The 20,325-nt window shown below is 69.8% G+C and carries 25 protein-coding genes; 1 reads left to right on the top strand and 24 read right to left on the bottom strand.

The window, feature by feature from the left end; translation table 11 throughout:
- Positions 1–231: 231 nt before the first annotated feature.
- The 17 genes from ACFC02_RS14010 to ACFC02_RS13930 form a co-directional block, all read right to left on the bottom strand.
- Complete coding sequence (locus ACFC02_RS14010) at positions 232–693, bottom strand: DUF6415 family natural product biosynthesis protein (RefSeq protein WP_376356223.1); 462 nt, start codon at positions 691–693, stop codon at positions 232–234.
- Between the two features lie 26 nt (positions 694–719).
- A complete protein-coding gene (locus tag ACFC02_RS14005; RefSeq protein ID WP_376356221.1) occupies positions 720–929 on the bottom strand; it encodes a hypothetical protein in 210 nt (69 codons plus the stop codon).
- Between the two features lie 80 nt (positions 930–1,009).
- The gene (locus ACFC02_RS14000; protein WP_376356219.1) at positions 1,010–1,207 is read right to left on the bottom strand and encodes a hypothetical protein; all 198 of its coding nucleotides are present in this window, start codon (positions 1,205–1,207) and stop codon (positions 1,010–1,012) included.
- 99 nt (positions 1,208–1,306) lie between these two features.
- A complete protein-coding gene (locus ACFC02_RS13995; protein ID WP_376356217.1) occupies positions 1,307–2,491 on the bottom strand; it encodes a helix-turn-helix domain-containing protein in 1,185 nt (394 codons plus the stop codon).
- 77 nt (positions 2,492–2,568) lie between these two features.
- Entirely contained in the window at positions 2,569–3,231 is a 663-nt protein-coding gene (locus tag ACFC02_RS13990; RefSeq protein WP_376356215.1) for an HAD family hydrolase, read from the bottom strand.
- A 317-nt stretch (positions 3,232–3,548) separates the two neighbouring features.
- The gene (locus tag ACFC02_RS13985; protein WP_376356213.1) at positions 3,549–3,887 is read right to left on the bottom strand and encodes a hypothetical protein; all 339 of its coding nucleotides are present in this window, start codon (positions 3,885–3,887) and stop codon (positions 3,549–3,551) included.
- Entirely contained in the window at positions 3,884–4,069 is a 186-nt protein-coding gene (locus ACFC02_RS13980; RefSeq protein ID WP_376356211.1) for a hypothetical protein, read from the bottom strand. Before ACFC02_RS13980 ends, ACFC02_RS13985 begins: the two co-directional genes overlap by 4 nt.
- Positions 4,070–4,072: 3 nt before the next feature.
- Positions 4,073–4,924: a glycoside hydrolase family 25 protein gene (locus ACFC02_RS13975; protein WP_376356209.1), complete on the bottom strand. Its 852-nt coding sequence runs from the start codon at positions 4,922–4,924 to the stop codon at positions 4,073–4,075.
- On the bottom strand, positions 4,921–5,229 hold the full coding sequence (locus ACFC02_RS13970; protein WP_376356207.1) for a hypothetical protein: 309 nt from the start codon (positions 5,227–5,229) through the stop codon (positions 4,921–4,923). The genes ACFC02_RS13975 and ACFC02_RS13970 overlap by 4 nt, the downstream gene beginning before the upstream one ends.
- 14 nt (positions 5,230–5,243) lie before the next feature.
- On the bottom strand, positions 5,244–6,023 hold the full coding sequence (locus ACFC02_RS13965; RefSeq protein ID WP_376356205.1) for a hypothetical protein: 780 nt from the start codon (positions 6,021–6,023) through the stop codon (positions 5,244–5,246).
- Between the two features lie 58 nt (positions 6,024–6,081).
- Positions 6,082–6,330 carry a hypothetical protein gene (locus ACFC02_RS13960; protein ID WP_376356203.1) on the bottom strand — a complete coding sequence of 83 codons (249 nt, stop codon included), beginning with the start codon at positions 6,328–6,330 and terminating at the stop codon, positions 6,082–6,084.
- 15 nt (positions 6,331–6,345) lie between these two features.
- Positions 6,346–7,110 (bottom strand): glycine-rich domain-containing protein, encoded by a 765-nt coding sequence (locus ACFC02_RS13955; RefSeq protein ID WP_376356201.1) that lies wholly within the window; start codon positions 7,108–7,110, stop codon positions 6,346–6,348.
- Complete coding sequence (locus ACFC02_RS13950; RefSeq protein ID WP_376356199.1) at positions 7,107–7,931, bottom strand: hypothetical protein; 825 nt, start codon at positions 7,929–7,931, stop codon at positions 7,107–7,109. Before ACFC02_RS13950 ends, ACFC02_RS13955 begins: the two co-directional genes overlap by 4 nt.
- 1 nt (position 7,932) lies before the next feature.
- Positions 7,933–9,003 carry a DUF5047 domain-containing protein gene (locus tag ACFC02_RS13945; RefSeq protein WP_376356197.1) on the bottom strand — a complete coding sequence of 357 codons (1,071 nt, stop codon included), beginning with the start codon at positions 9,001–9,003 and terminating at the stop codon, positions 7,933–7,935.
- A gap of 10 nt (positions 9,004–9,013) precedes the next feature.
- Positions 9,014–10,480: a hypothetical protein gene (locus ACFC02_RS13940; RefSeq protein ID WP_376356195.1), complete on the bottom strand. Its 1,467-nt coding sequence runs from the start codon at positions 10,478–10,480 to the stop codon at positions 9,014–9,016.
- Entirely contained in the window at positions 10,477–15,237 is a 4,761-nt protein-coding gene (locus ACFC02_RS13935) for a phage tail tape measure protein (RefSeq protein ID WP_376356193.1), read from the bottom strand. Before ACFC02_RS13935 ends, ACFC02_RS13940 begins: the two co-directional genes overlap by 4 nt.
- Positions 15,238–15,305: 68 nt before the next feature.
- Positions 15,306–15,788, bottom strand: a complete 483-nt coding sequence (locus tag ACFC02_RS13930) for a hypothetical protein (protein WP_376356191.1) — start codon at positions 15,786–15,788, stop codon at positions 15,306–15,308.
- Positions 15,789–15,870: 82 nt separating this feature from the next.
- On the opposite strand from ACFC02_RS13930, the gene ACFC02_RS13925 reads away from it, so the two are divergent.
- Entirely contained in the window at positions 15,871–16,392 is a 522-nt protein-coding gene (locus tag ACFC02_RS13925; RefSeq protein WP_376356190.1) for a hypothetical protein, read from the top strand.
- A 70-nt stretch (positions 16,393–16,462) separates the two neighbouring features.
- Here ACFC02_RS13925 and ACFC02_RS13920 read toward each other — a convergent pair whose 3' ends face one another.
- Genes ACFC02_RS13920 through ACFC02_RS13890 form a run of 7 tightly spaced genes read right to left on the bottom strand, consistent with a single transcriptional unit; the run spans position 16,463 to position 20,282 of the window.
- The gene (locus tag ACFC02_RS13920; protein WP_376356188.1) at positions 16,463–16,882 is read right to left on the bottom strand and encodes a hypothetical protein; all 420 of its coding nucleotides are present in this window, start codon (positions 16,880–16,882) and stop codon (positions 16,463–16,465) included.
- Positions 16,879–17,910, bottom strand: a complete 1,032-nt coding sequence (locus tag ACFC02_RS13915; RefSeq protein WP_376356187.1) for a phage tail tube protein — start codon at positions 17,908–17,910, stop codon at positions 16,879–16,881. The genes ACFC02_RS13920 and ACFC02_RS13915 overlap by 4 nt, the downstream gene beginning before the upstream one ends.
- A complete protein-coding gene (locus ACFC02_RS13910) occupies positions 17,910–18,167 on the bottom strand; it encodes a hypothetical protein (protein ID WP_376356185.1) in 258 nt (85 codons plus the stop codon). Before ACFC02_RS13910 ends, ACFC02_RS13915 begins: the two co-directional genes overlap by 1 nt.
- A gap of 23 nt (positions 18,168–18,190) precedes the next feature.
- Positions 18,191–18,655 (bottom strand): hypothetical protein, encoded by a 465-nt coding sequence (locus ACFC02_RS13905; protein WP_376356183.1) that lies wholly within the window; start codon positions 18,653–18,655, stop codon positions 18,191–18,193.
- The gene (locus ACFC02_RS13900; RefSeq protein WP_376356181.1) at positions 18,656–19,468 is read right to left on the bottom strand and encodes a hypothetical protein; all 813 of its coding nucleotides are present in this window, start codon (positions 19,466–19,468) and stop codon (positions 18,656–18,658) included.
- A gap of 6 nt (positions 19,469–19,474) precedes the next feature.
- Positions 19,475–19,789, bottom strand: a complete 315-nt coding sequence (locus ACFC02_RS13895) for a hypothetical protein (RefSeq protein ID WP_376356179.1) — start codon at positions 19,787–19,789, stop codon at positions 19,475–19,477.
- Positions 19,790–19,799: 10 nt separating this feature from the next.
- Positions 19,800–20,282, bottom strand: coding sequence for a hypothetical protein (locus ACFC02_RS13890; RefSeq protein ID WP_376356177.1), 483 nt, complete (start codon positions 20,280–20,282; stop codon positions 19,800–19,802).
- Positions 20,283–20,325: the final 43 nt, after the last annotated feature.

Below are 20,325 nucleotides of genomic sequence, written 5' to 3'. Positions count from 1 at the left end.
GCCGCCTTTAACACCCACAGTTACAAAACCCTTCTCCCCCTTTTTGGGGTGTGCCTGATGGTGGTGTGGGGGCCGCCGGGGCGGGGGGTGTGGGGGGCCCCCCGCCCCGCACGGGAGGGGCTCGCCTCGTCGCGGCTTGCGGTCCACGACGAGGCGAGCGCTTGGGTGCGGCCCTGTCCCGAGACGGCCGCCATGGGGCCCCGTGACGCCGGGGCGGGCGGGTGCCGCGGGTCAGGGACAGCACGCGGTGCGGGCGCAGACTGCGTGAACCCGGCCAGGCTGCGCTGGGCCTCCGGTGAGGCCGGCCTGCCGGTAGGGATCCCAGGCGTCGTTGTCTTCGATCGGTTTGTCGCACAGCAGGCACATCCGGACACCGGAGAGGGCGTCGAAATGGCCGCACAGCGAGATCACGGATCGAGCGAGCCGCTTCACCCTCTCCACCTCGCCCTGCAACCCTGCCGCTCCGGGCTCGACGAGCCGCCAACGCGCTTCCTCGACACCGGCCAGGGCCACTTTCCGGGGCACGTCGTCGGCCGGGAGGTCTGCGGCGAGCTGCTCGATGCGGGGCACCAGCTGCTCCAGTGTCTGCCGGAAGTCCGCCTCGAAGGCCTTCACGGTGCCGTGGCGGGGCAGCGTCAGCTGGTCGAGGAACCAGCTCGCCGCGGCGCGCACCGTGACCGGGGCGACGGGCACTCCGTCGGTCTGGGGCTGGGTTCCGTTCACCGGGCCGCACCCGCCTTGCGGTGGATCGGGCAGGCGCAGGGCGGCAGCGCCGTGCTCATCGGGGTGGGCGCGGGCTTGTGACTGTAGGGCACGGCCACGGTGGCGCGCGGCGCGGTCTTCGCGCCCTCGCTGGTCATCGTGTACACCCGGATAGTCATCTTGGCGCCCGCTGGGCGCTGTCGGCCCGGGACGGTAGCGTTCTTCATGTCGACGCTCCTTCGAAGCGTTGGCCACGCCCCCGGACCGTTCGCCGCGGTCGCGGGGGTCTGTCGTCTCGCTACAGTGCTCACGCGGCGGCTACTCGGGGCCGGCAGCCGCATGTGACGATGTGCCACACGTGCGAGCTGCCTTGGACCACGACCTGGCCGGCCTCGCGCAGGGGCTTGTTCACGGCCCCGCAGTCGAAGCAGGCCTCACCGTGCAGGCGGACGATGCTCACACGCCCTTCGATGACCGTGGGCGCGAGCGGAAGTGCGTCGGGCATCCCCAACCCCCATCTGCTCGGATTCTGCGCGTGAGACAGATGGTGGGGGCTACAGACGCGAACAAGTACCCCAACGTGGGGTAGTTGGGGTGAGCGGGCTCAGGTGGCTGAGCACCATTCGGCGAAGTTGGTCAACGTCTCCGAGTCCGCGCGCTTCAGGCGCCGCAGCTTGGCGGTGTCCTCGCGGACCCACGGATGCTCTCGTGTGTGCTGGGGCGCGATGTGACGGGCGACCTTCAAAGACTCGAAGGCGTCATCGGAAAGCCCGCACCACAGCTGAGCGCGCGCGAGTTCGATGTAGAAGCCGCTGCGCCGCTCAGCCGGAAGATCCGTCGGAGGCTTCCACTCTTCGGCAACGTCGAGCGCACGGCTGACGTGGTCGCCGCCGAGACTGACTGCGACGGAGACCTCGTGGGCGCGTACGGAGTCGGGGCCGAAGGCCGTGCCGTAGTAGACGTCTTCGGGTACACGGTCGGCCAGGGCCCGCGCCTCTGCGAGGTGCGTGTCAGCGGACGCCCCGTCGCGGGCTCGGCCGGCGATGACGGCTGCCCTCATGTGAAGGGCGCCTCGGACTGCGATCTCCGGTGCGTCGACCGGGGCTGGAGCGGCATCAAGTGCCTGTTGCAGCGCCCGCAGTCCGACGGTGTGTGCGCGGGCAGCGAAGAACGTCTCGGTGCGTACGTAGGCGACGGAGGCTGACAGCAGTGCGTCGTCCGCCTCAGGGACAGCCCAACGCATCAGCTCGATCAGGCGGGCGGACAGGTCTCGGGCACCGAACTTGTAGGCGACGGCATCGGCAGATCGGTAGGCATTGACCAGAAGGCTGGCGACTTCGGCTCGCTCGTGGTCCGGCGCGGCGTGGTACGCGCGGGCGAGTTCAGCGAGCAGGTCGGGCAATTCACGGACGATGGGCGTGTACTGGGCTGCCAATCGCCACGAGACCGCCTCGTCGACGGCATGGCGGAGATCGCTGAGTGGCCGCACAGGGCCGTCGTCGGGCATGTCGTACGCGGCAATGGCAGCGGAGAGACCGGGCAGAGCCTCGTGGACCCGGGTCACAGTCGGAGTCCGGTCCGCCAGCAGGCGTGCCGGGTCGACGCCGAGGGCTTCAGCGATGACCTCCAGCGTGGCATCCGTGACGCCCCGCTCGCCTCGCTCGATCTTCCGGATGGTGCCGAGCGCAACGCACGCGGCATCGGCGAGCTGCTGTTGCGTCATCCGTGGGCGCATGGCGCTTCGGTAGTACGCGATTCGCCGGCCGACGCCTCCGGGCTGTTCTGCCATCTTGGCTCCCGTTCGGGGTGTTCACCCCGAACCGTACTCGTTTGGGGACTACGCGTGAACGGAAACGGACACACAAGTCAGGACCCGCTGGACCTCCGGGCGTCTTCAACGACTTCCACCAGTTGGGTCAGGCTGTCGACCTGCCAGTCCGCAGAGGCCACGACTTCCGGCGTATCTGCCCAGAGATGCCCCCAGGGGCCGCGGCGGAGATGTGCCGTACGAAGGCCTGCCGCCTTCGCCGGGAAGACGTCGTTCGCAGGGTGGTCGCCGACATACAACGTCCGAGCTGGAGCTGCCTGCGCCACCTCCAGCACCCGCTCGAAGAACGCCGGCTGCGGTTTGGCCACACCCCACTCCCCCGACGTCGCGATCAAGTCTGCCGGCAGGCTCAGCCCGCGGAGCAAGTCACCGGCGATCGTCGTCTGATTGCCCGCGATGACGACCCGCACTCCCATTCCCCGCAGCTCTGTAAGGGCTGGCCGCACGTCCTCGTAGAGGTCGCTCTCATCCAGGCGCTCACCCCGCCCGGCGGCTTCCCGCGCGTGATACTCGGCAGCGACATCGATGCCCGGACGTGCGAGCCTGAGCGCCTCGGCGTTGTCCTGACCACGGGCGACGACCGCCCCCACGAGTGCCGAGAGCGTGTGCCTCGGGATTTCCAGCCAGTCCGCCCAGGCAGCCCAGTAGCGGTCATCCCGGGTGATGGTCTCGCCGACGTCAAACACAACGGTTTCGATCACCGGGCGAGCCTACGACCTCTTCGCGGTTCGAGACGGCGTAGGCCGAGCGTTCCGGGCGCGTGAATGAGCCCCCGCCGAGGGGTACACAGCGGGGGCTCTGTCACCGCTTCCACCTGGGGGTGAAGGGGGACAGGCCACCACCCCCCGGGAGGCGCCGGCCCCCTTGAGGGAGCGCCGGTGAGGCGGTGGACGACCACAATGCGCCAGGATGACCGGAAGAACAACCCTCTGCACGCGCAGAAATGCCCCGCCGCCTGCCATGGGGCAGGCGGCGGGGCTCAGATGTGCCGGACATCTTCAGGCGGCCTACGGCCGGATCAGCGGACGAAGAACGCGACCACTGCGGCGACCAGGCCGCCGATGCCGACGAGTGCGCCGAGCTGTGCGAGCGGCCAGCGTCCCTGTTTCAGGGCCTCCACTTCGGCCCGCAGCGGCTTCAGCTCGTCTTCCCGAACCTTCTGCAACTCGCCTTCCATCTCGGCGCGCATCTGGGCCATGTCGGCGCGCAGCTGGCGGACGTCGGCGTCGGTGCGGGTGGTGCGCTCGACGAGGATGCCGAGTGTGCCCTTGATGTTCTCCAGACCCGTGTTGATCTCACCTCGCAACTGTGCAAGTTCCACGGCTACGTTCGTGGTCGGGTCCGGGGCCGCGGTCATGCCGTGTCCTTCGGCTCCCGGTTCGGCACGGCCCACGTGAACCCGAATCCTCCGAGGACGGCGAGCAGGATGGTCACGCCCTCGGCGGCAGTGAGCTGACCGTCCTGCAGGGCAGTCGCCGCCGCGGCGGTCCCCGCGGCGGCTCCGGCGACCACGGCCTTCCACATCTTCGAGACCTTCACGGTTCAGGCCTCCTTGAGGGCGTCGGCGAGACGGTCGAGCGCGGCCTGCGCGCCGGTCTCGGCGGCGGCCTGGACCTCGGCGGCGGTGAGGCCGCCGCCCTTGGCGAGGGCGGCCACGGCCGCGGTCAGCGCGCCGAGCTGTGCGGACAGCTCCTTCACGGCCTTGTTGGTGCCGCGCGTGTAGGAGAGGGTGTCGCTCGGGTCGGTCTTGCCGTCCGGCAGCTTGCCGTGGAAGCCCCAGACGTCTTGTGCGTCCATCGTGTTCTCCTCGGGAGTGGTGCCGGCCGCCCACGCTGCGAGCGCGGCCCGGCTGGGGAAGTTGGCGACGTCGTGGTCGAGGTCGTTGGCGGAGTACTGGTGGAAGGTCCAGGCGTGCGCGATGCCGGGGTGTCCGGCGGGCTGGCCGGCGGTGGCGATCCACAGGAAGTCACCGCAGTTCGATGAGGTGTCGACGTTGCGCCAGTAGTCCGTGTTGCAGTAGATGCCGACGCGGTGGCCGGGCATCTTGCCCTTGACGTACTTCAACCAGGTGTCCCGGTAAGCGACCTGCCTGGCCTTCGGTACGGCCGTGTTGGCGCTGTCGTAGCCCTCCCAGTCGAGGACGATGATGTCGCCCGGCTTCCAGGCCACCTGTTTCAGGAAGTAGTCGGCCTCGGCCCGCGGGTCGTTGGCCATGTGCGGGTAGTGGTAGGCGCCCCAGACGAGACTGCGGGCTTTGGCCAGGTTTCGCTGGGCGGCCCAACGGGGGTTGATGTACGAAAGCCCCTCGGTGATCTTCGTGAAGACGAAGTCGAGGCCGCTCGTGTCGTACGTCGCCGACTGGTAGGCGGAGACGTCGATGCCCTTGACGGTCATGCGATCACCGGCCAGGACCAGTTGCCCGGCTCCGTGCCCTCGGCGCGGGAGGTCGCCCAGTGGACGTCCGTGCCGTCCAGGAGCACGCGCAGGTTGCACGTCACGACGGATTCGTCCCAGACGCGGACGATGACGGCCGGGAAGACGTCGCCCGGTTCGACCGTGTTGCCGACGTGGCCGACGACGCCGGTCTGCTGATCGGCCACGCCGGACAGGTGCCAGTCCTTGCGGCGCCCGTTGATGTCGTTGGCGTCCTGCTCGGTGACCCGGTACAGGACGGTCCGGCCGATGGTGGGATTGGGCATGCCAGTTCCTCCTGTCAGGCCGCGAGCGGGCGGCCGGTGAGGGCGATGTAGTCGGCGCGCAGCGTGACCAGGTCGAGGCCGTCCCGGTCGCGTCCGCTCGTGCGGCCGGTGAAGTCGGCCGGGTTGAAGACGACCCAGGCTTCCTCGCCGTAGACGTCCCACCAGCGCCAGGTGAGCCGGTGCACGGTGCCCCAGGTGACGGCGTCCAGGCCGTGAGCGTCGTAGGCGCCGAGAGTGATGCAGTGGCCGCCGAGGACGGGCGAGCGGCGGGTGATGTCCCATACCTCGTCGCCGTTGAACTGGTCCTCGGCGGCCTGGGTGATGGTGACCCCGACGTAGATCTGCCCGAACAGGGCGATCGCCTGCTTGAGCTGGGTGTGGTCGTCGACGTTGATGCGGGCGTAGGCGAGGCTCTTCTCACCCCGGAAGCCGTGCCGGTGCCAGTAGTCCAGGACGTCCTGGCACACAGCTCCCTGGTCGCTGCCGGGGTCGCCGGGCCGGTATCCGAAGTGGCCGTAGTACTTCAGGCAGTCGGCCGTGGAGATGTCCAGGAGGCGCCCCTGGCTGGTGTACGCGTCGCCGATGCGCTTGTGCGCGAGCGCGGCCACCGTGCAGTCGCCGACCTGGTCATTGCCGAGCATCCCCCAGGCGTCGGCCGGCACCTGGGTGAGCCAGTCCGCGGCCGCGGGCGGCGCCGGGAGGGCGGGCGGGAGGATCCGGGACAGGCGCAGGTGCGGGCGGTCGGGGTCGCCGACCAGTCGGCCGCCACGGAAGGTGATGACGGGACGGGGCATGCTGCTCCTTGAGGGCATGAAAAAGCCCCCGGTGGCCGGGGGCATGGCGGGATGATGCTCAGCTGCCGGGCTGCATGGCCCGGGTCTCGGAGGCCGTGTAGGCCTTCGCGGCGGAGATCGAGCTGAAGCGGGAGTTCTGGGCCAGGACGTTCACGACGTCCTGGAGCGCGGCGTCCCCGTCCGCTTCCGTCGCGCTGTCCCCGATCACGACGTTGACGTTCAGCTGCACCGCGCTGACGGTGCCGTACCGGCAGGTCAGGTTCCAGGTGACGCCGGACTGGGTGGTCTCGGGCGGGTCGTAGGGCATGGCCATCTCCTGTCTCTAGAAGTGGGTTTCGACGATCACCATTCCGTCGGCACCGTCGCCGCCGGCCACGGCCGCGTTCGCGCCGGTGCCGCTCACGGCGCCGCTGCCGCCACAGCCCGGCTGGATCGCGTCCGGCGCGGACAGGCCGGGGGCTCCGCTGAACGTGGTGGCCGGTGCGCGGCGGCTCGCGCCCGGCCAGGCTGCGCCGCCGTTGCCGAGCATGGCGGGGCGGCCGGAGGAGACGATGCCGTTGCCGCCGTCGCCGCCGCTCAGCAGCAGATCTCCCATTGTGCCGACCCCGGCCGCGCCGCCGGTCTCGGCGAGTTCGGCGGTCGAGCTGGTGCCTCCGTTCCCGCCGGAGCCGCCGCCCGCGATGACGGTGGCTCCGAAGCTGCTGCTGCCGCCGTTGGCGCCGTTGTTCGCGCCCGCTGTTCCCCCGTTCCCGCCGGCGCCGATCGTGACGGTGACGGTGGAGCCCAGCGATGATGCGGCGATCACGGATTCGGCGTATCCGCCGCCGCCTCCGCCGCCCGCGCACGCAGACGCCCCGGAGGCTGTGGCGGCGCAGCCTCCCCCGCCGCCGCCCCCGCCGATGACGATGACCCGCACCCACTTGGCATGGTCGGGCTTCGTCCACGTGCCGCTGGCGGTGTAGACGCGCCGCTGCGGCATGGTGAGCTGCGGATCGATGTTCTGCGCCAGGGTCTGCAGCCATTCCCAGATCCGGGCGTGGTCGGACGACTCGGGGAAGGTGAGCCCGTTGGGGGTCTGCTGGCTCATGAAGTGCGCCTCCAGTAGAGCGTGAGGGTCCAGGCCGCCGACCAGGAGCCGCGTCCGGCCAGGCGCATGTACGGGTCGTCGGAGCTGATGCTGATGGCGAGGCCCCCGCGGGTTCCGTCGGCCATGGCCTGCCCCCACGACGTGGGCAGGGTGAAGGTGGTCTCCCAGGGGCTGACCTGGTTGATGACGCCCAGCCCGGGCCCGGCGGTGGACTCGTTCAGGGTCGGGAAGGAGCTGGGCCGCGTGGACTGGGTGACCAGGCTCAGCGTGGGCGAGCGGCGCCCGTAGTCGCCGGAGACCAGGCGCCGCAGCCGCACGGTGGCCTTGGTGATCGTCGCACCGGACAAGGTGCGGGGCTTGGATCCGTAGAACGCGAACCCGGACATGCGGCCGTAGCCGGACCCGGAGTAGCGGCCCTGGTAGGTGTCGGCCGAGGTCGACGAGCCGATGTCGGTGCGCCAGCTGCCGTCGCGCCACGTGGAGGTGGCCACTGGCGTGCACACGAGGGTTCCGGTGGTCGTGGTCGGCTTCGGCGGGGGCGGCGGATCCGAGTTGTTCGGGGTGTCGTCGGCCGGCGGCGGAGGCGGGGGCGGGATGACGGGGGCCGCGGTCAGCGTGTTGATCGCCCAGTAGGTGGAGCCGCGCCGCAGGATGAGCAGGTTCTGTTTCGCGGTCACGGTCAGGCTCGGCGGGACCCGTACGGTGACGCGGATGCCGCCGACGTCGGCGAGGCAGGCTCCGCCGGAGGCGTCGGTTGACGCGATCCCGACGAGCGCGCCCTGCCCGGCCAGGGAGACCCGGGTGTCTGCGAAGTCGGCCATGTCAGAGCACCCTCACGGTCAGGCTCATCTCGCTCGGCGAGTACGGCAGCGACAAGCCCTCGATCATGCAGGGCGCGTTGGTCAGTCCTTTGCCGGTGGCAGCGATGATGTCTCCGGTCATCAGGCCGGGGTGAGGGACGGCAGTGACCGTGAGCCTGCGTGACGCTGTGCGCCGCAGCCGCAGGATCTCGGTCTGGGCCGCTTTGCGGCACTGGGACACCGTGGTCATCAGCGGCGACGAGAACGTGTAGGGCACGGGCAGCGGGCTGAACGGCCCGCCGTACTGGTATGGGCTGGCTGAGTTGAGGTCGTAGGCGACGCCCTGCACCGGTGTCCCGCTCGTCGAGTCCTCGCCCTGGCAGACGACGCAGTTGAATGCCCCGTCGCGGGTGCTGGCGCCCTGCCAGCGCAGCACGGTGCCGCCGGTGCCGTCGGTGAGGGCCAGCACGGGCGTGCCGGTGTCCGTGAGGGGCTCGACGAGCAGCGTGCCGTCGGGCAGGACGTGGGCGTCGGCCGACCAGGCGGTGAGTACCTCGGTCAGGCCGCCGAGCCGGTCCGTGTCCCACTGCATGCCGACCGGCACGGCCTGGTCGACGAGCGTCCCGTCGAAGGTGACGGTCAGGGCCGGTTCGACCAGGGAGCGGACGGTGGTGGCGAGGCTGCCGGACGGCTGGAACGGGCCGACGAACTTCGCCTCATCGATGAGGGTGAGCAGGCCCTGTGCGGTCACGCTGACGGTGTCGCTGTCCGAGGACGTCTCGGTGATCAGGAACCAGCCGCGGTCGATCCACTCGTAGCCGCCGCCGATGTCGACGCCGTAGGAGACCCGCAGCTGCTGCCCGTACGCGGCGAGCGGATGGTCGGGGTCGGCACCCGGGTCCCAGTCGACGCCGCGGCCCCGGCGGGGCACCGTCAAGGTCACCCGCTCCGGCACGTTCAGGGACCGGTCGCGGTCCTCGCTGCCGTCGGCGACGGGAATGTCCGCGGCGAGCAGTTCGCCGCCGCGCCAGGACTCGGCGCGTACGGCCATGGTGAAGGAGCGCTGGACGATGGACAGCGCAAGGTCTGACATGTCCAGCACGTCAGGTCCCGAAGTCGAAGAGGGCGATGGCCAGGAGCGTCGCGAAGTCGGCGGCCAGATCACCCAGGGTCGAGTAGTTGTTCGCGATGTCCTGGAGGGTGAACCCGGCGGCCTCCAGGCTGTCGGGCCACGGCTCGGTCTCGGCGTGTTCCAGGTCCCACATGCGGTACGGGATCGACCAGGTGCGGCGCTCGTCGTCGCTCAGGAGCGCCAGGTGCCCGTCGACGCCGGACAGGGTGACCTGCTTGCGGATAAGGATGGTGCCCTCGGTCGCGTTGTCCAGGACCTCCTGGAGGGCGTCGCCGTCATCGTCGGTGTCCGTGGACACGGTGACCGTCCCCTGGGCGCCGGAGCGAGGCCGGCCGACGACGACCAGGCGGCCGCCGACGTTGAACACGGTGGCATCACGCGACCTCTTCTTGTCCGCCCACTCCTCGATGAACACCTTCGCGCCGGTGCCGCGGATCGCGTCGGAGATGACGTCACAGTCGACCGTGGACATGATGGGTCCGGAGTAGACGGTCCACGAGGCGCCGTTGACGTCGGTGAGCGTGGCCGCGTAGTTGATGGACACGCCGAACGGCTGCTCGGCGTCCACCCGAAGCAGGACGTCCGCGCTGGTGGTGTCGATCCCGGACGCTGCGCGCACCGGAGTCTGGTCGGTGCCGTATTGCCGGTAGACCGCGACAGAGGTGATGTCGTCGCCTTCCAGGCCCGTGACGCTGACGAGGTTCCGCGGAGGGAAAACCGACTGCGGCGATGCGCTGATGTCCGAGCTGGCCTCCCTGACGCGCAGTACTGCTCCGACTCCGGTCGAGGCCGCGGTCAGCGTGGCAGTCACAGTCGGCGCCTGGGTCCCGCTCCCGCCGGTCACCGAGGTGGAGCGCATCGCGATCCTGCCACCGTTACCCGAAGTGACCTGGTCGTTGGCGTGCATGTCCACCATGGCGAAGGTGATGCCGCTCGCGGTGACGCCCGGCGCCCCGGGCCCGGCCGCCTGAGTGGCCAGGCCGTAGCCGAGGACGACGAAGTCGCCCGGCTTGAAGGTGAGCGCGCTCGTGCAAGCGGCGGAGAACGAGGTGTCGTTCGTTGCGTCCTGGCCGGAGGAGAGAGCCCACCGCCAGCCGGTACCCGCCGTGCGGGCCAGGGTGAACACGCGGCCACCGATCACGGAACCCACGGACCCGGAGGGGATGGATGTGGTCGGCGCGCTGTCGCCACCGGTCAGCTCACGTGCGAACCATGTCAGCCGCCTCGGACCGGTGTTCAAACCGAAGGTGCCGCCGCCTCCCGAGAAGGAGCCGACAAGACTCCACCCGGAAGGCGTGGACGGGATCGAGTCGTTGGGGTGCCCGGAGACGACCTGGAGCACGGCCAGTTGACCGGCTGCAAACCCGGCCGGGAGCCCCGGCGTGATCGTGTTGGTGTTGTCGGCCAGAGCACCCGTCGACTGGTAGGAGATCGTCACCGCCGCCCCACCTTCGCCCGGTACGCCTGCTCGTTCCGGCTGGCCTGGATCATCGGTTTCGCGGTGACGCGGATCAGGTCCTTGAGCGTCGGGTCGTCGAAGTGGATGTGCACCTCCGAGGCGCCAAGCTGTCCGCTGTTGATGAGCTGGGCCAGCTGGGTGAAGGCGGCGTTCGCGCGCGCCGATCCCGCACCCGCGCTGGCCGCATAGGCGGTGGCGGCCAGGCGGCGGCCGGCGGCGGCGACGTGCGGCCGGTGCTGGTCCATGCCGACGGCCATGCCGAGCGCAATCTGCTTGCCCACCTGGTCCCGCATGACCTGCGACGGAGACTTGATCTTCAGGGAGCGTTTGATGGCCGCGATCAGGTCCTTGGCCAACTTGTCCATCTGCTTCTGGAGTTCCTTCTCCTGGCCCTTCAAGCCAGCGAGGAACCCCTTGCCCGCGTCCTTACCGCTGTCGTACATCAGGTCAGCCATCGACTTGCCGAAGCTGTCGGAGAGCTTCGACCCGGAGGCCACCAGCGAGTTGAGCTTCGAGATGTCCGACTGGGTGACGCCGCGCGAACCGAGGATCGACGCGAGCTGACTGCCCGGCCCGGATTCGGCGAGCTGCGCGAGCAGTTCCTTCGACGCACCGCGGGCCTGAAGCGATTTACTCAGGTTCACGAAGTTGGTGGCGGTGTTCTGCTGGCCGGTCATCTGCTTGATCAGGTCGCCGACCGACGTCGCGGACGTGCCCGAGATCGACAGGTAATCGGAGATCTTCGACGACTGGTCGGCGGCGTACTGGTTGGCCGCTGCGATCTTCGACTCGATGGCAGCCTTCTTGTCGGCCATCGCCTGGAGGCGGCTGCCCGCCCGCATCGTCACGTCCGCGGTCTTGTTGTAGCCCGCGTTCAGCAGCTTCGTCGCCACGCTCTTGATCGCCGACCCGATCGCCGAAGCCGTGCCCGTGGACAGCGTCTTCTGAAGGCCCGTCGCGATCGAGTTGGCGATCGACGTCTTCGACGACCGCTTGGCCTGCGCCAACGCGATCTCGGCCGCCTTCAGCTCCTTCTCCGCCGCCTGGAGCTTCTTCTCCGCCGCGGCGACGCCCTTCCGCCGCTTCTTGGCGCGCGCCACCGCGTCCTTGGCGTCCTCGACTGCCTTCCTGTCCCGCTTCACCCGGTCGCCGGCGTTCTGGATCGTGCCGGACGCGTACCCGGGCAGCTTGATCCCGTTCGCCTGGGCGGCCGCCACCGACTGCGGGTGGCTGAGGATGGTCTCCCCGCCCCGCAGGTTGATCAGTTCGGGGCCTTCTTCACCGACCCACGCCCAGCCCGGCGCGGCGCCGCCCGCGCCCTTGGCGTACCAGTGCGGTGACCGGCTCAGCCACTTCGAGTAGGCGTTGACCGGGTTGCCGTACACCGACGCGATGTAGTTCAGGCCCCACTTGATCTGAGTGACCGGGTTCGTCTTCCAGTCGGAACCGGCCGACGCCATCTTGCTCGCGGGCAGCGCCTGCGGGATTCCGTACGCTCCTGACGCCGCGTTCAGGGCGCGCTCGTTCCAGCCGGACTCGCCGATCCACAGGTTCCTCAGCGCGGCCCACTGCGGGCCGGCCCAGCCGCGGGCCATGGCGAGGGTCTCGCCGATCTTCTGGTTCGCGTTGGATCCGGATCCGCCCCCGAGGCCGAGCATGCCGAGGACGTCACCGCCGAGTCCGGACAGGGCCTTCAGCGCCTTGCCGGGCAGCTTGCTGACGCTGACCAGGCCCTTCTTCACGATGCCGGCCAGCGCCTTCGGCATGGACCCGAAGACCTTCTTGGCGATGGCCGTGCCGGACGTCTTGGACATGCCCTTGAGCAGGCCGGAGATGAGGTGGCCGCCGATGCCCATGAACACGCGGGAGGGGCTGTGGATGCCGAAGAACTTCTTCACGGCGTTGACCACGGGGTCGACGATGTTCGACTTGACCCAGCCGCCGATGCCCTTGATCCCGCCGACGATGCCGTCCTTCATGCCTGAGATCAGGGCGCCGCCCTTGCTCCGCAGCCACGACCCGGCGTTCTTGAAGGCGTCGATCTGCGGGCGCGCGACCTTGCTGTAGACCCAGCCGCCGATGCCCTTGGCGACGGCCACGGTGCCGTTCTTCAGGCCGGACACGAGAGAGCGGCCCCGGTTCACGAGCCAGGAGCCGGCCGTCGAGAACCGGCCCACGACGGGGGTGACGACGGTCCGGACGACCCAGGAACCGATGCCCTTGGCGCCTTCGATGGCGCCGTTCTTCAGGCCGGACACGAAGCTTTTGCCCTTGCCGAGCAGCCAGGAGCCCGCGGCCTTGAACATGTCGATCTGCGGCTTGGCGACCTTGTTCCACACCCAGGTGCCGATGCCGGCGGCCCGGTTGGCGATGCCCCGGGTGAGGCCGACGACGACGTCCCGGCCCTTGCTGAGCAGCCACCCGCCGGCCGCCGCGAACGGGCGGACGACGGCCTTGACCAGGCTCAGGGCCTTCTCCGTCACGAAGGACACACCGCGCTCGATGCCGGTGCCGATGCCGCGGGCCGCCTTCTGCCCGACGTCGAGCAGCTTGAGTCCCCACACGCCGAGCCGCGTGGTGATCAGGCCTGCTTCACGCTCCACCGCTGAAGCGGCAGCCGGGAAGGCCTTCTTGATCCCGGAGACGATGCCGCGGCCGATCGGCGCGAAGACCTTGGCCAGGCCCTTCTCGATCAAGCTTCCGACCTTGCCGATGCCGTTGAGCAGCGGCGTGAAGATCTTCAGGAAGGGGATGTGGGAGAAGAGCTTCCCGAAGCCGGACGCGAGCCGGCCGATAGGGATGATCGAGATGACGGCGATCAGCGTGTCCAGCCAGTGCTTCTTCCAGAAGTCGAGGCTGAAGAGGGGGTCGAACAGGCTGGTAATGAAGCCGATGGCGAGTGGGATCGCGGAGGCGCCGAAGCTCTTGCCGATCTGAACGAAATCGATCTTCGTGAAGATCGTGGCGATCTTCTTGGTGAAGTCGGCGGTGTGCTGGCCGACCCAGCCGATCGCCGTGCCCAGCCCCTTGCCCAGGCTCACGCCGAGCTTGCCGAAGTCGATGTTCTCGATACCGCCCGAGACGGCCTTGCGGAGGGTCTCCCCGAGCTGCTGCGCGGCGCTCTTGGGCGGCGCCGCCTTCGGGCCCTTCACCAGTGGGGCGGCCAGTCCGGACCCGCCGTGCGGCATGGCAAGCGCTGCGGGCGATGCCGAGGACTTCGTGGGCTGCTGCAGCAGCGGCGTGATCAGCGCGGACGTGCCGTGCGGCTGCGCGGTCAGCGTCGGGCCGTGCACGCCGGTCGTCGGCGCGACCTGGCCGACACCGTAGTGCGGCATCGCCTGCAGCGGCGCGCCGCCCTTCCCCGACGTCTGCCCGGACCCGAGGTGCGGCGCGCCGGTACCCGGCCCCAGCACCGTCGTCGGGAACTTCGACATCGGCGAAGGGCTGGCCTTCCCGCCGCCGCCCTTGAAGAACCCGCCGATACCCTTCCCGCCGGTCAGCCCGGACAGGAACCCGCCCACCGTCGACTCGACCTCGGCGAACCCCTGCTTGATCTGGCCGACCGGCACCAGGTTCGCCAGAGTCCGGCCGAACCGGGACGCGGCCGGCAGCGCCTTGTCGTTCAGGTAGCCGACGAAGCTGGTGATGGGCGGCAGAAGCGCCACGCCCAGCCGCACCGACATGGACTCCATGCCGCTGGTGAGCCGCGCCCACTCGGCCTGTGCCGTCTTCCGCTGGAGCTTGACCGACTCGGCGTACCGGTCGGTGGAGTGGTTGATCTGCTCCTGCTTCTTCTCCAGGACGTCGAGGTTGTTGAGCATCAGGAGGATGCCGGACGACGACCGGCCTCCACCGAACGCGCGGGAGAGCAGCTGCGACTGCTGCGCCGCGGACATCCCGGACCGGTCCAGATGGTCCTTGAGGAGGGTCAGCGCGCCGATCAGGCCGTCCTTGCCGCGCATCGCGTTGGCAAGCTGGAGGCCGGTCAGGCCGATCTTCTTCAGCTGCTTCTCGGCTGCGCCGGAGGGGGCGCCGAGCAGGCTGAAGGACATGCGCAGCCGGGTCGCGGCGCTGGCACTGTCGATGCCCTCGTCGGTCATCAGCGCGAGCGCGGCACCGACCTGCTTCAGCGACAAGCCGAACGTCTTCGCGGACGGCAGGATGCCGGTGCCGATCGCCGCGTTGAATTGCTCCAGGCTCATGTTGCCGGCACCGATGATCGCGTTCACCGTGGAGACGGCCTCGCGGAAGCTGGTGGCTCCCTTGATGCCGGTGCGCCAGGCGCCCGCCAGGGCGTTCGCGGACTGCTCCAGGTCCGCGTGCCCGACCGCGGCCAGGTCGGAGGCCTCCTTGAGAGCCTTCATGGCGGACGCGTTGTCCATGCCAACGGCCTTCAGGTGGAAAAGGCTGTCCGCGAGTTTCTGGGGGCCCTGCTGGACCTTCCCACCGAGCTTCAGGACCTGGTCCGACAGGACCGCGACGTCCTTCGTCGTGCCGCCGGCCTGCGAGGAGATGCGGGTCATCTCCGCCTGGAAGTCCGTCGCGGCCTTCGCCGAGGCGGCGCCGATCCCGCCCAGGGCCAGCGTGCCGACGGCCAGGCCTTTCTTGATGGCCGCGCCGACGGCCACCGACGTCTTCTCCAGCTTGGACGCCGACCCGCCGACCTTGGAGAAGGTCTTGCTGGCGTTGTCCCGGGCGACCAGGTCGTACATGACCCGGGTGGTGCGCGTGGACATGCCGCGCCACCTCCCCTCATGAGGGTTGGGGCGCAGCAGCGCCGGTCAGTCGGTCCGTGTTGCGGCAGTCAGCTGATCTTCTTGGCCACGCGGTCGATGGCCCGGTTGACCTGCACCCGGGCGCCGACGCCCAGAGGCTGCACGGTCTTGAAGAAGTACGGCTTCGGGTCCTGCTTCACCCACACCTCGCGGTTGCCGAACACGGGGTGCCGCCACGGCTTCTTCACGCCCTCCATGTACGCCTGGAGCGCCTTCTCGTGGCTGGGCATCTTGCGGCCGTCGACACGGATCCGGACGCCGGCGTCTTTGCCGACGGTGCGGACCTCGAGCTTGACGGCCTTGGACATGCGGCCCCGGAGTCCGTCCGCGCTGTAGCCGCGCTTGGAGGGGATCTGCCGGATCGCCTGCCGCACGGCGGGCACCAGCGGCCTGGCCGCCGACCGCAGTTCCTTCGTGAACTCCTGCTTGAGCTGCTTGTTGTTCATCCGGCGCAGCTCGGCCGCCACCCGCTTCAGGTCCTTCCCGGTGCGCAGTTCCAGACCAGCAACCACGAGCACTCCTTGATCCAGTTGACCGGGTATGGGCGGGGTGGGAGCATCCGCGCAACAACTGCTCAGCTGTGGGGGGAAGTCCATGCGTACCGCTGTGGTCGCCGTCGTGTCCGGGGTCGTGGGGATCGCTATCGGTGCCGCCGGGTGGGGGCTGCTCGGACCCGATCACGACAGCACCGACAGCAAGCCGGCTGCTTCGCCCGCCTCGGCCGGCACGACCGCAGCCGCACCGGACGCGTCCGCCGGCCACCACTACAAGTCGGCACAGGCCATCGCCGACGCGCTGGAGGCGGCCGGGTTCACCGTGTCGCAGCTGCACAAGTCGGCCGACGCCGGATACATGGGGCAGGTCGGCGGCAGCGCCTACGACTTCACCGTCACCGACAAGGCCGGAAAGCCCGCCGGAGACAGCGGGATCAACCTGTTCCCCAACCCGGAGGCGGTGAAGGCCTGGGCGGAGCTGTCGAAGGGGATGGGCGGGGTCGCGGTCACCGGAGACACGTGGGCGGTGAGCCTGGCCACGAGCGGCGACACGGCGCGGGCGGACAGTCTCCGCCTTGCCCCCAAGATCGCGAAGGTGCTCGGGGGCGAGGTGCAGAGCTAGCTGATCACCGACTCGGCTTCCTTGGCGAGCTTGTCGCACAGCTCGGCGAGGACGTCGAACTCGTCGAGCGTCAGGGCGTCGATGTCTCGGGGGCGGTATTTGTAGTGGTAGGCGAAGGCTCCGAGGTAGGTGAAGTAGCGGGCGTCGGCGTCGGTCCACTCGCGCCAGACGCGACCGTAGGGTCCGCCGGAGCACTCCCCTCACCCGCTTCCCCGGCGTCGTCCGGCTCGTCGTCGGCGTCCAGGAACTCCATGTCGAAGTCGGCGTAGTCGAGCGTGTCCAGGTCGGAGAACCGCAAGGACTCGCCGGCGCGCTTCTTCGCCAGGTAGATCATGAAGGCGAGGGCGTCCGGGTCCTGGTCGTCCAGGGCGGCGAGCCACTTGGGCGGTGTGAACCCGGTGTACGTCTTGAGTTCGCGGGCCTCGGCGACCAGGAGACGGTCGCCGTCGTACTCGTACTCGGTGCCCTCGACGGTCAGCTTGACGATCACAGTGTTGCGTCTCCCGAAACGATGCGGACCTGGATGGGGGGGTTGGACTCGTCGGAGTAGGCCTCGAAGTCCGTGGACATCGACACGATGTCGGGGCCGCCGACGTTCGGCGAGGCGCTCTTCAGCTTCACGGCCGGAAGGATGACCTCCAGCAGGTCGTTGCTGCCAGACGTGGCGATCGGGTCGCCGGTCAGGGTGAGCACCAAGGGCAGCGTGTCGTTGTTCGCGAAGTGGTCGTACAGCTCGGCCTTGTTGAACTCGGCGTTGAGGCTGCCGGTGATCGTCGGCGTGTCGTTCTCCAGCTGCTCGGCCTTCAGACCGCCGTTTCCGATGCCGAACCGGTCGGTGGCCATCGGCGCGGCGCCCTGCACGCTGACCTCGGTGACGACGGTGGCGACCGCCGTATTGCCGGTCACGGTGGTCTTACCCGAGGCGGTGGCCGCGGTCCCGCCCAGCGACAGCGTGGCGTTGGCGAAGGAGAACACCTTCGCCCCGGACGGGTAGGCGGCTGCCGCCAGCGCGGTCGTGGTGTCCTCGCTGCGCCCGTCGAAGGTGACCTTCAGCTGCGGGATGCCGTTGTCGGAGACGGTGAACTCCCACTGGCTCACCTTGCATCCGGCGTACGTGAACGGGCGCACAGTGCCCGTGGACGGCTCCGGCCGGCCGACCTGCACGGTGAGGCCCTTGCCGCGGAAGTCGCCCGGCGTGTGGACCTGCTCGGTCGCCGGGGCCGTGAGCGTGGTCGGCGTGGTCACCGACGAGGCCAGGCAGTGCTTCCACAGCAGGCCCATGCCCTTGGTGGAGTGCTCCAGAGTGATGTCGCCCGACACGCTCTTGCGGGAGACGCTGACCCGCCCGGCCCGCTTGTACTTCATCCCCGCGCGCAGCCCGGTGGGCTCCAGGAAGGTGGGGTCGAGCTTCAGGCCCTCGTCGTTGAACTCGTACGCGTGATCCGGGGTGACCGCGGTGCCCCACGTCGCCTCGGCACCGACCATCAGCTGTGCGTCGAGACCCGATCCGGTCGCCATCAGCTGTCACCACCCTTCTCCTCGGCGCCGTCGGAGGCGGCCTTCTTGGTGCGGGCCGACACTTCGACGGCCCAGCGGGACTTCGGGAAGGCGCGTGCCTCGCCGCCCTCGCCGCAGACGTAGGCGTCGTCGGTCTCCGTGAGGGGCCCGGCGACGGTGACGATCTGCCCGGCTTCGACGGCCAGGCTGTTCGGGCTGTCCGGGGGCGCGTACAGGTGCACGGCCTCCCCGAGGTTGCGCAGGCGTACGGCGCCCATGCGGGTCTCCTTCGTGGGACGGGTCAGATGCGGGTCGAGCAGGTCAGGGTGAACGGCATGCGGGCCTGCACCCCGCGTTCGGTCTGCTCGGTGTGGAAGCTGGTCTCCGAGATGGAGCACACGGTGGGCGGCGGCAGTCCCAGCGCCGGGTCGGCGCGCACCACGGTCTCGACCGCGGCGAAGATGCCGTAGCAGCGGAGGCGGCAGTCCCTCACCGCCGTACTGCCGCGTTGTACGAGGACAGCGCCCGTGAGCAGGATGTCCTCGTTCTTCGCCTTCGCGCCGAGTCCCGCCCACTGCTGGCTCGTCGAGGCGGTGGCGAACTCGCCCGAGGGGTCGCCGTCGTAGCCGACGAACACCCACTCGGTAGCGGCACTGTTGCTGACCAGCGGCCCGTCGACGACGCGGACGCCGGACAGGCCGGCGGACGCCTGCAGGGCGGCCAGGAACGCGTCGATCAGTTCGGGAACGCGGGAGGGAGCTGCCATCTACGCCACCCCCGGCAGGGTCGTGTCGAGCAGTTCGATCGCCCGGCGCGGGATCGCGAAGCCGCGGCCGGTCACGTACTCCGGTTCCTGGCTGCCGCCAGGCACAGCCCCGTACCTGCCGCGCTGGGTGTCCCACAGGTGCTGAACGATGATCAGTGTGGCCAGTTGGTAGTCGTCGGGGACGATCCGCAGGCCGGCGGTGTGGGTGACGTCGACGTCGCCGGTCAGCGGCGCGCCGGTGGCTGCCGTGATCAGGCCGGTGGCCGTGTCCACGGCGAGGTCGCTGGTGTCCCACGTCGTTGCTCCGGCTGCGCTCTGCACGCTCGTCAGCGCGAGCACCGGCACGTGGCTGAGCAGCAGCCGGCCGTCCCTGCTGGCGGTGCGGCGCTCGGTGAAGACGCGGCGTGCGACGACCGTGCCCAGCTCGCGTTCCACTGCCAGTGACGCGCCGGTGATCATGCCTCGGATCTCGTCGTCGTCACCGGTTTCCGACGGGTCGATGTTCAGCTGCTTCTTCGCGTCGGCCAGGGACACGATCGCGACCGGTACGGCCTCGCGGACGTCGAACACGTCGGTGCTCGCGGCCGGGTTGGCGCCAGTGCCCAGCCAGCGCACGATGTGACGGCCGGGCTGCGCGGTCGTGTAGGCGAAGACGTACGTACCCGTGGATGCCGGGGTGACCGGGTCCACCGTCACCGTGGTGTCGTCGGGCAGCGTGATCGTGAGCGCCATGTTCCCGGCGTTCGCGGGGTTGCCGTCCGCGTCGGTGACGGTGGTAGTCAGCCGGGCGACTGCACCGAGGTCGTACGCCATCGCCGGTCAGTCCTTGGCGGGCGAGGCCGCGGTCTTCTTCGCGGCCGTCTTCCGCGCGGGCGTCTTCTTGGCGACGGCGGGCGCCTGCTCCGTGGTCACCGGCGTCTTCTCTTCCGCCTTGTCCTCCGCCTGGCGCTGTTCGGTATCGGCCGCAGGGGTGGCCTTCTCGACGTCGGCGTCCTTCACGGCGACGGGAACGGCGAGCCCGGCCGCGCACAGGTCGGCGCCTTCCCCGTCAGGCAGGTCGACGGTGCTGCCGCGACGCGGCCACGGACGGCCGTTCCGGCTGCCACTGATGTCGGCGGTCATACGGATTTTCACGATGGGGCTCCTAGGCGATCAGCTCGGCGCTGCGCATCGCGGCGAGCGCGGCGTTCAGGGCGGTGCGCAGCTCGTCGTCGCCGCTGCCGTCCACGGCCAGGTCAGCGATCGCGGCTCCGTCCGCCCACTGGTGTTCGGGGCCGTCGAGCACGAGCGCGGGCCCGGAGGTGCCGCCCGCAACGATGCCAGTGGTGCGCAGCACGGTTAGGACGGCCCCGATGGCGGTCCGCGCGGCGGCGTCGGTGGTGGTACCCCCGGCCGGGTTGGCGATAGCCGGCCCGAGCACGACCTTGCGCAGGGCCGCGTTCCACTGGTGGCCGATGTTCAGTTGGGTGGCCCCTGCGACCACGGCCGCGTTGCGCAGCGCGGCCACGATCGCCACCACTGCGGTGCGGGCCTGGGTGTCGGCGGTGGCCCCGCCGGAGGGGTCGGCGATGGCCGCGTGGTGCACCCACTGACCGGTCGCCTTGTTGAGAACGGTCGGCTGAGGCATGCCGGCCCCCTTCCTGTACGAGGTGTGCGGGACGCGCGGCGCG

This window comes from Streptomyces sp. NPDC056160, assembly GCF_042268205.1.
GTDB lineage: Bacteria > Actinomycetota > Actinomycetes > Streptomycetales > Streptomycetaceae > Streptomyces.
This window is presented reverse-complemented; position numbering and strand designations above follow the sequence as displayed.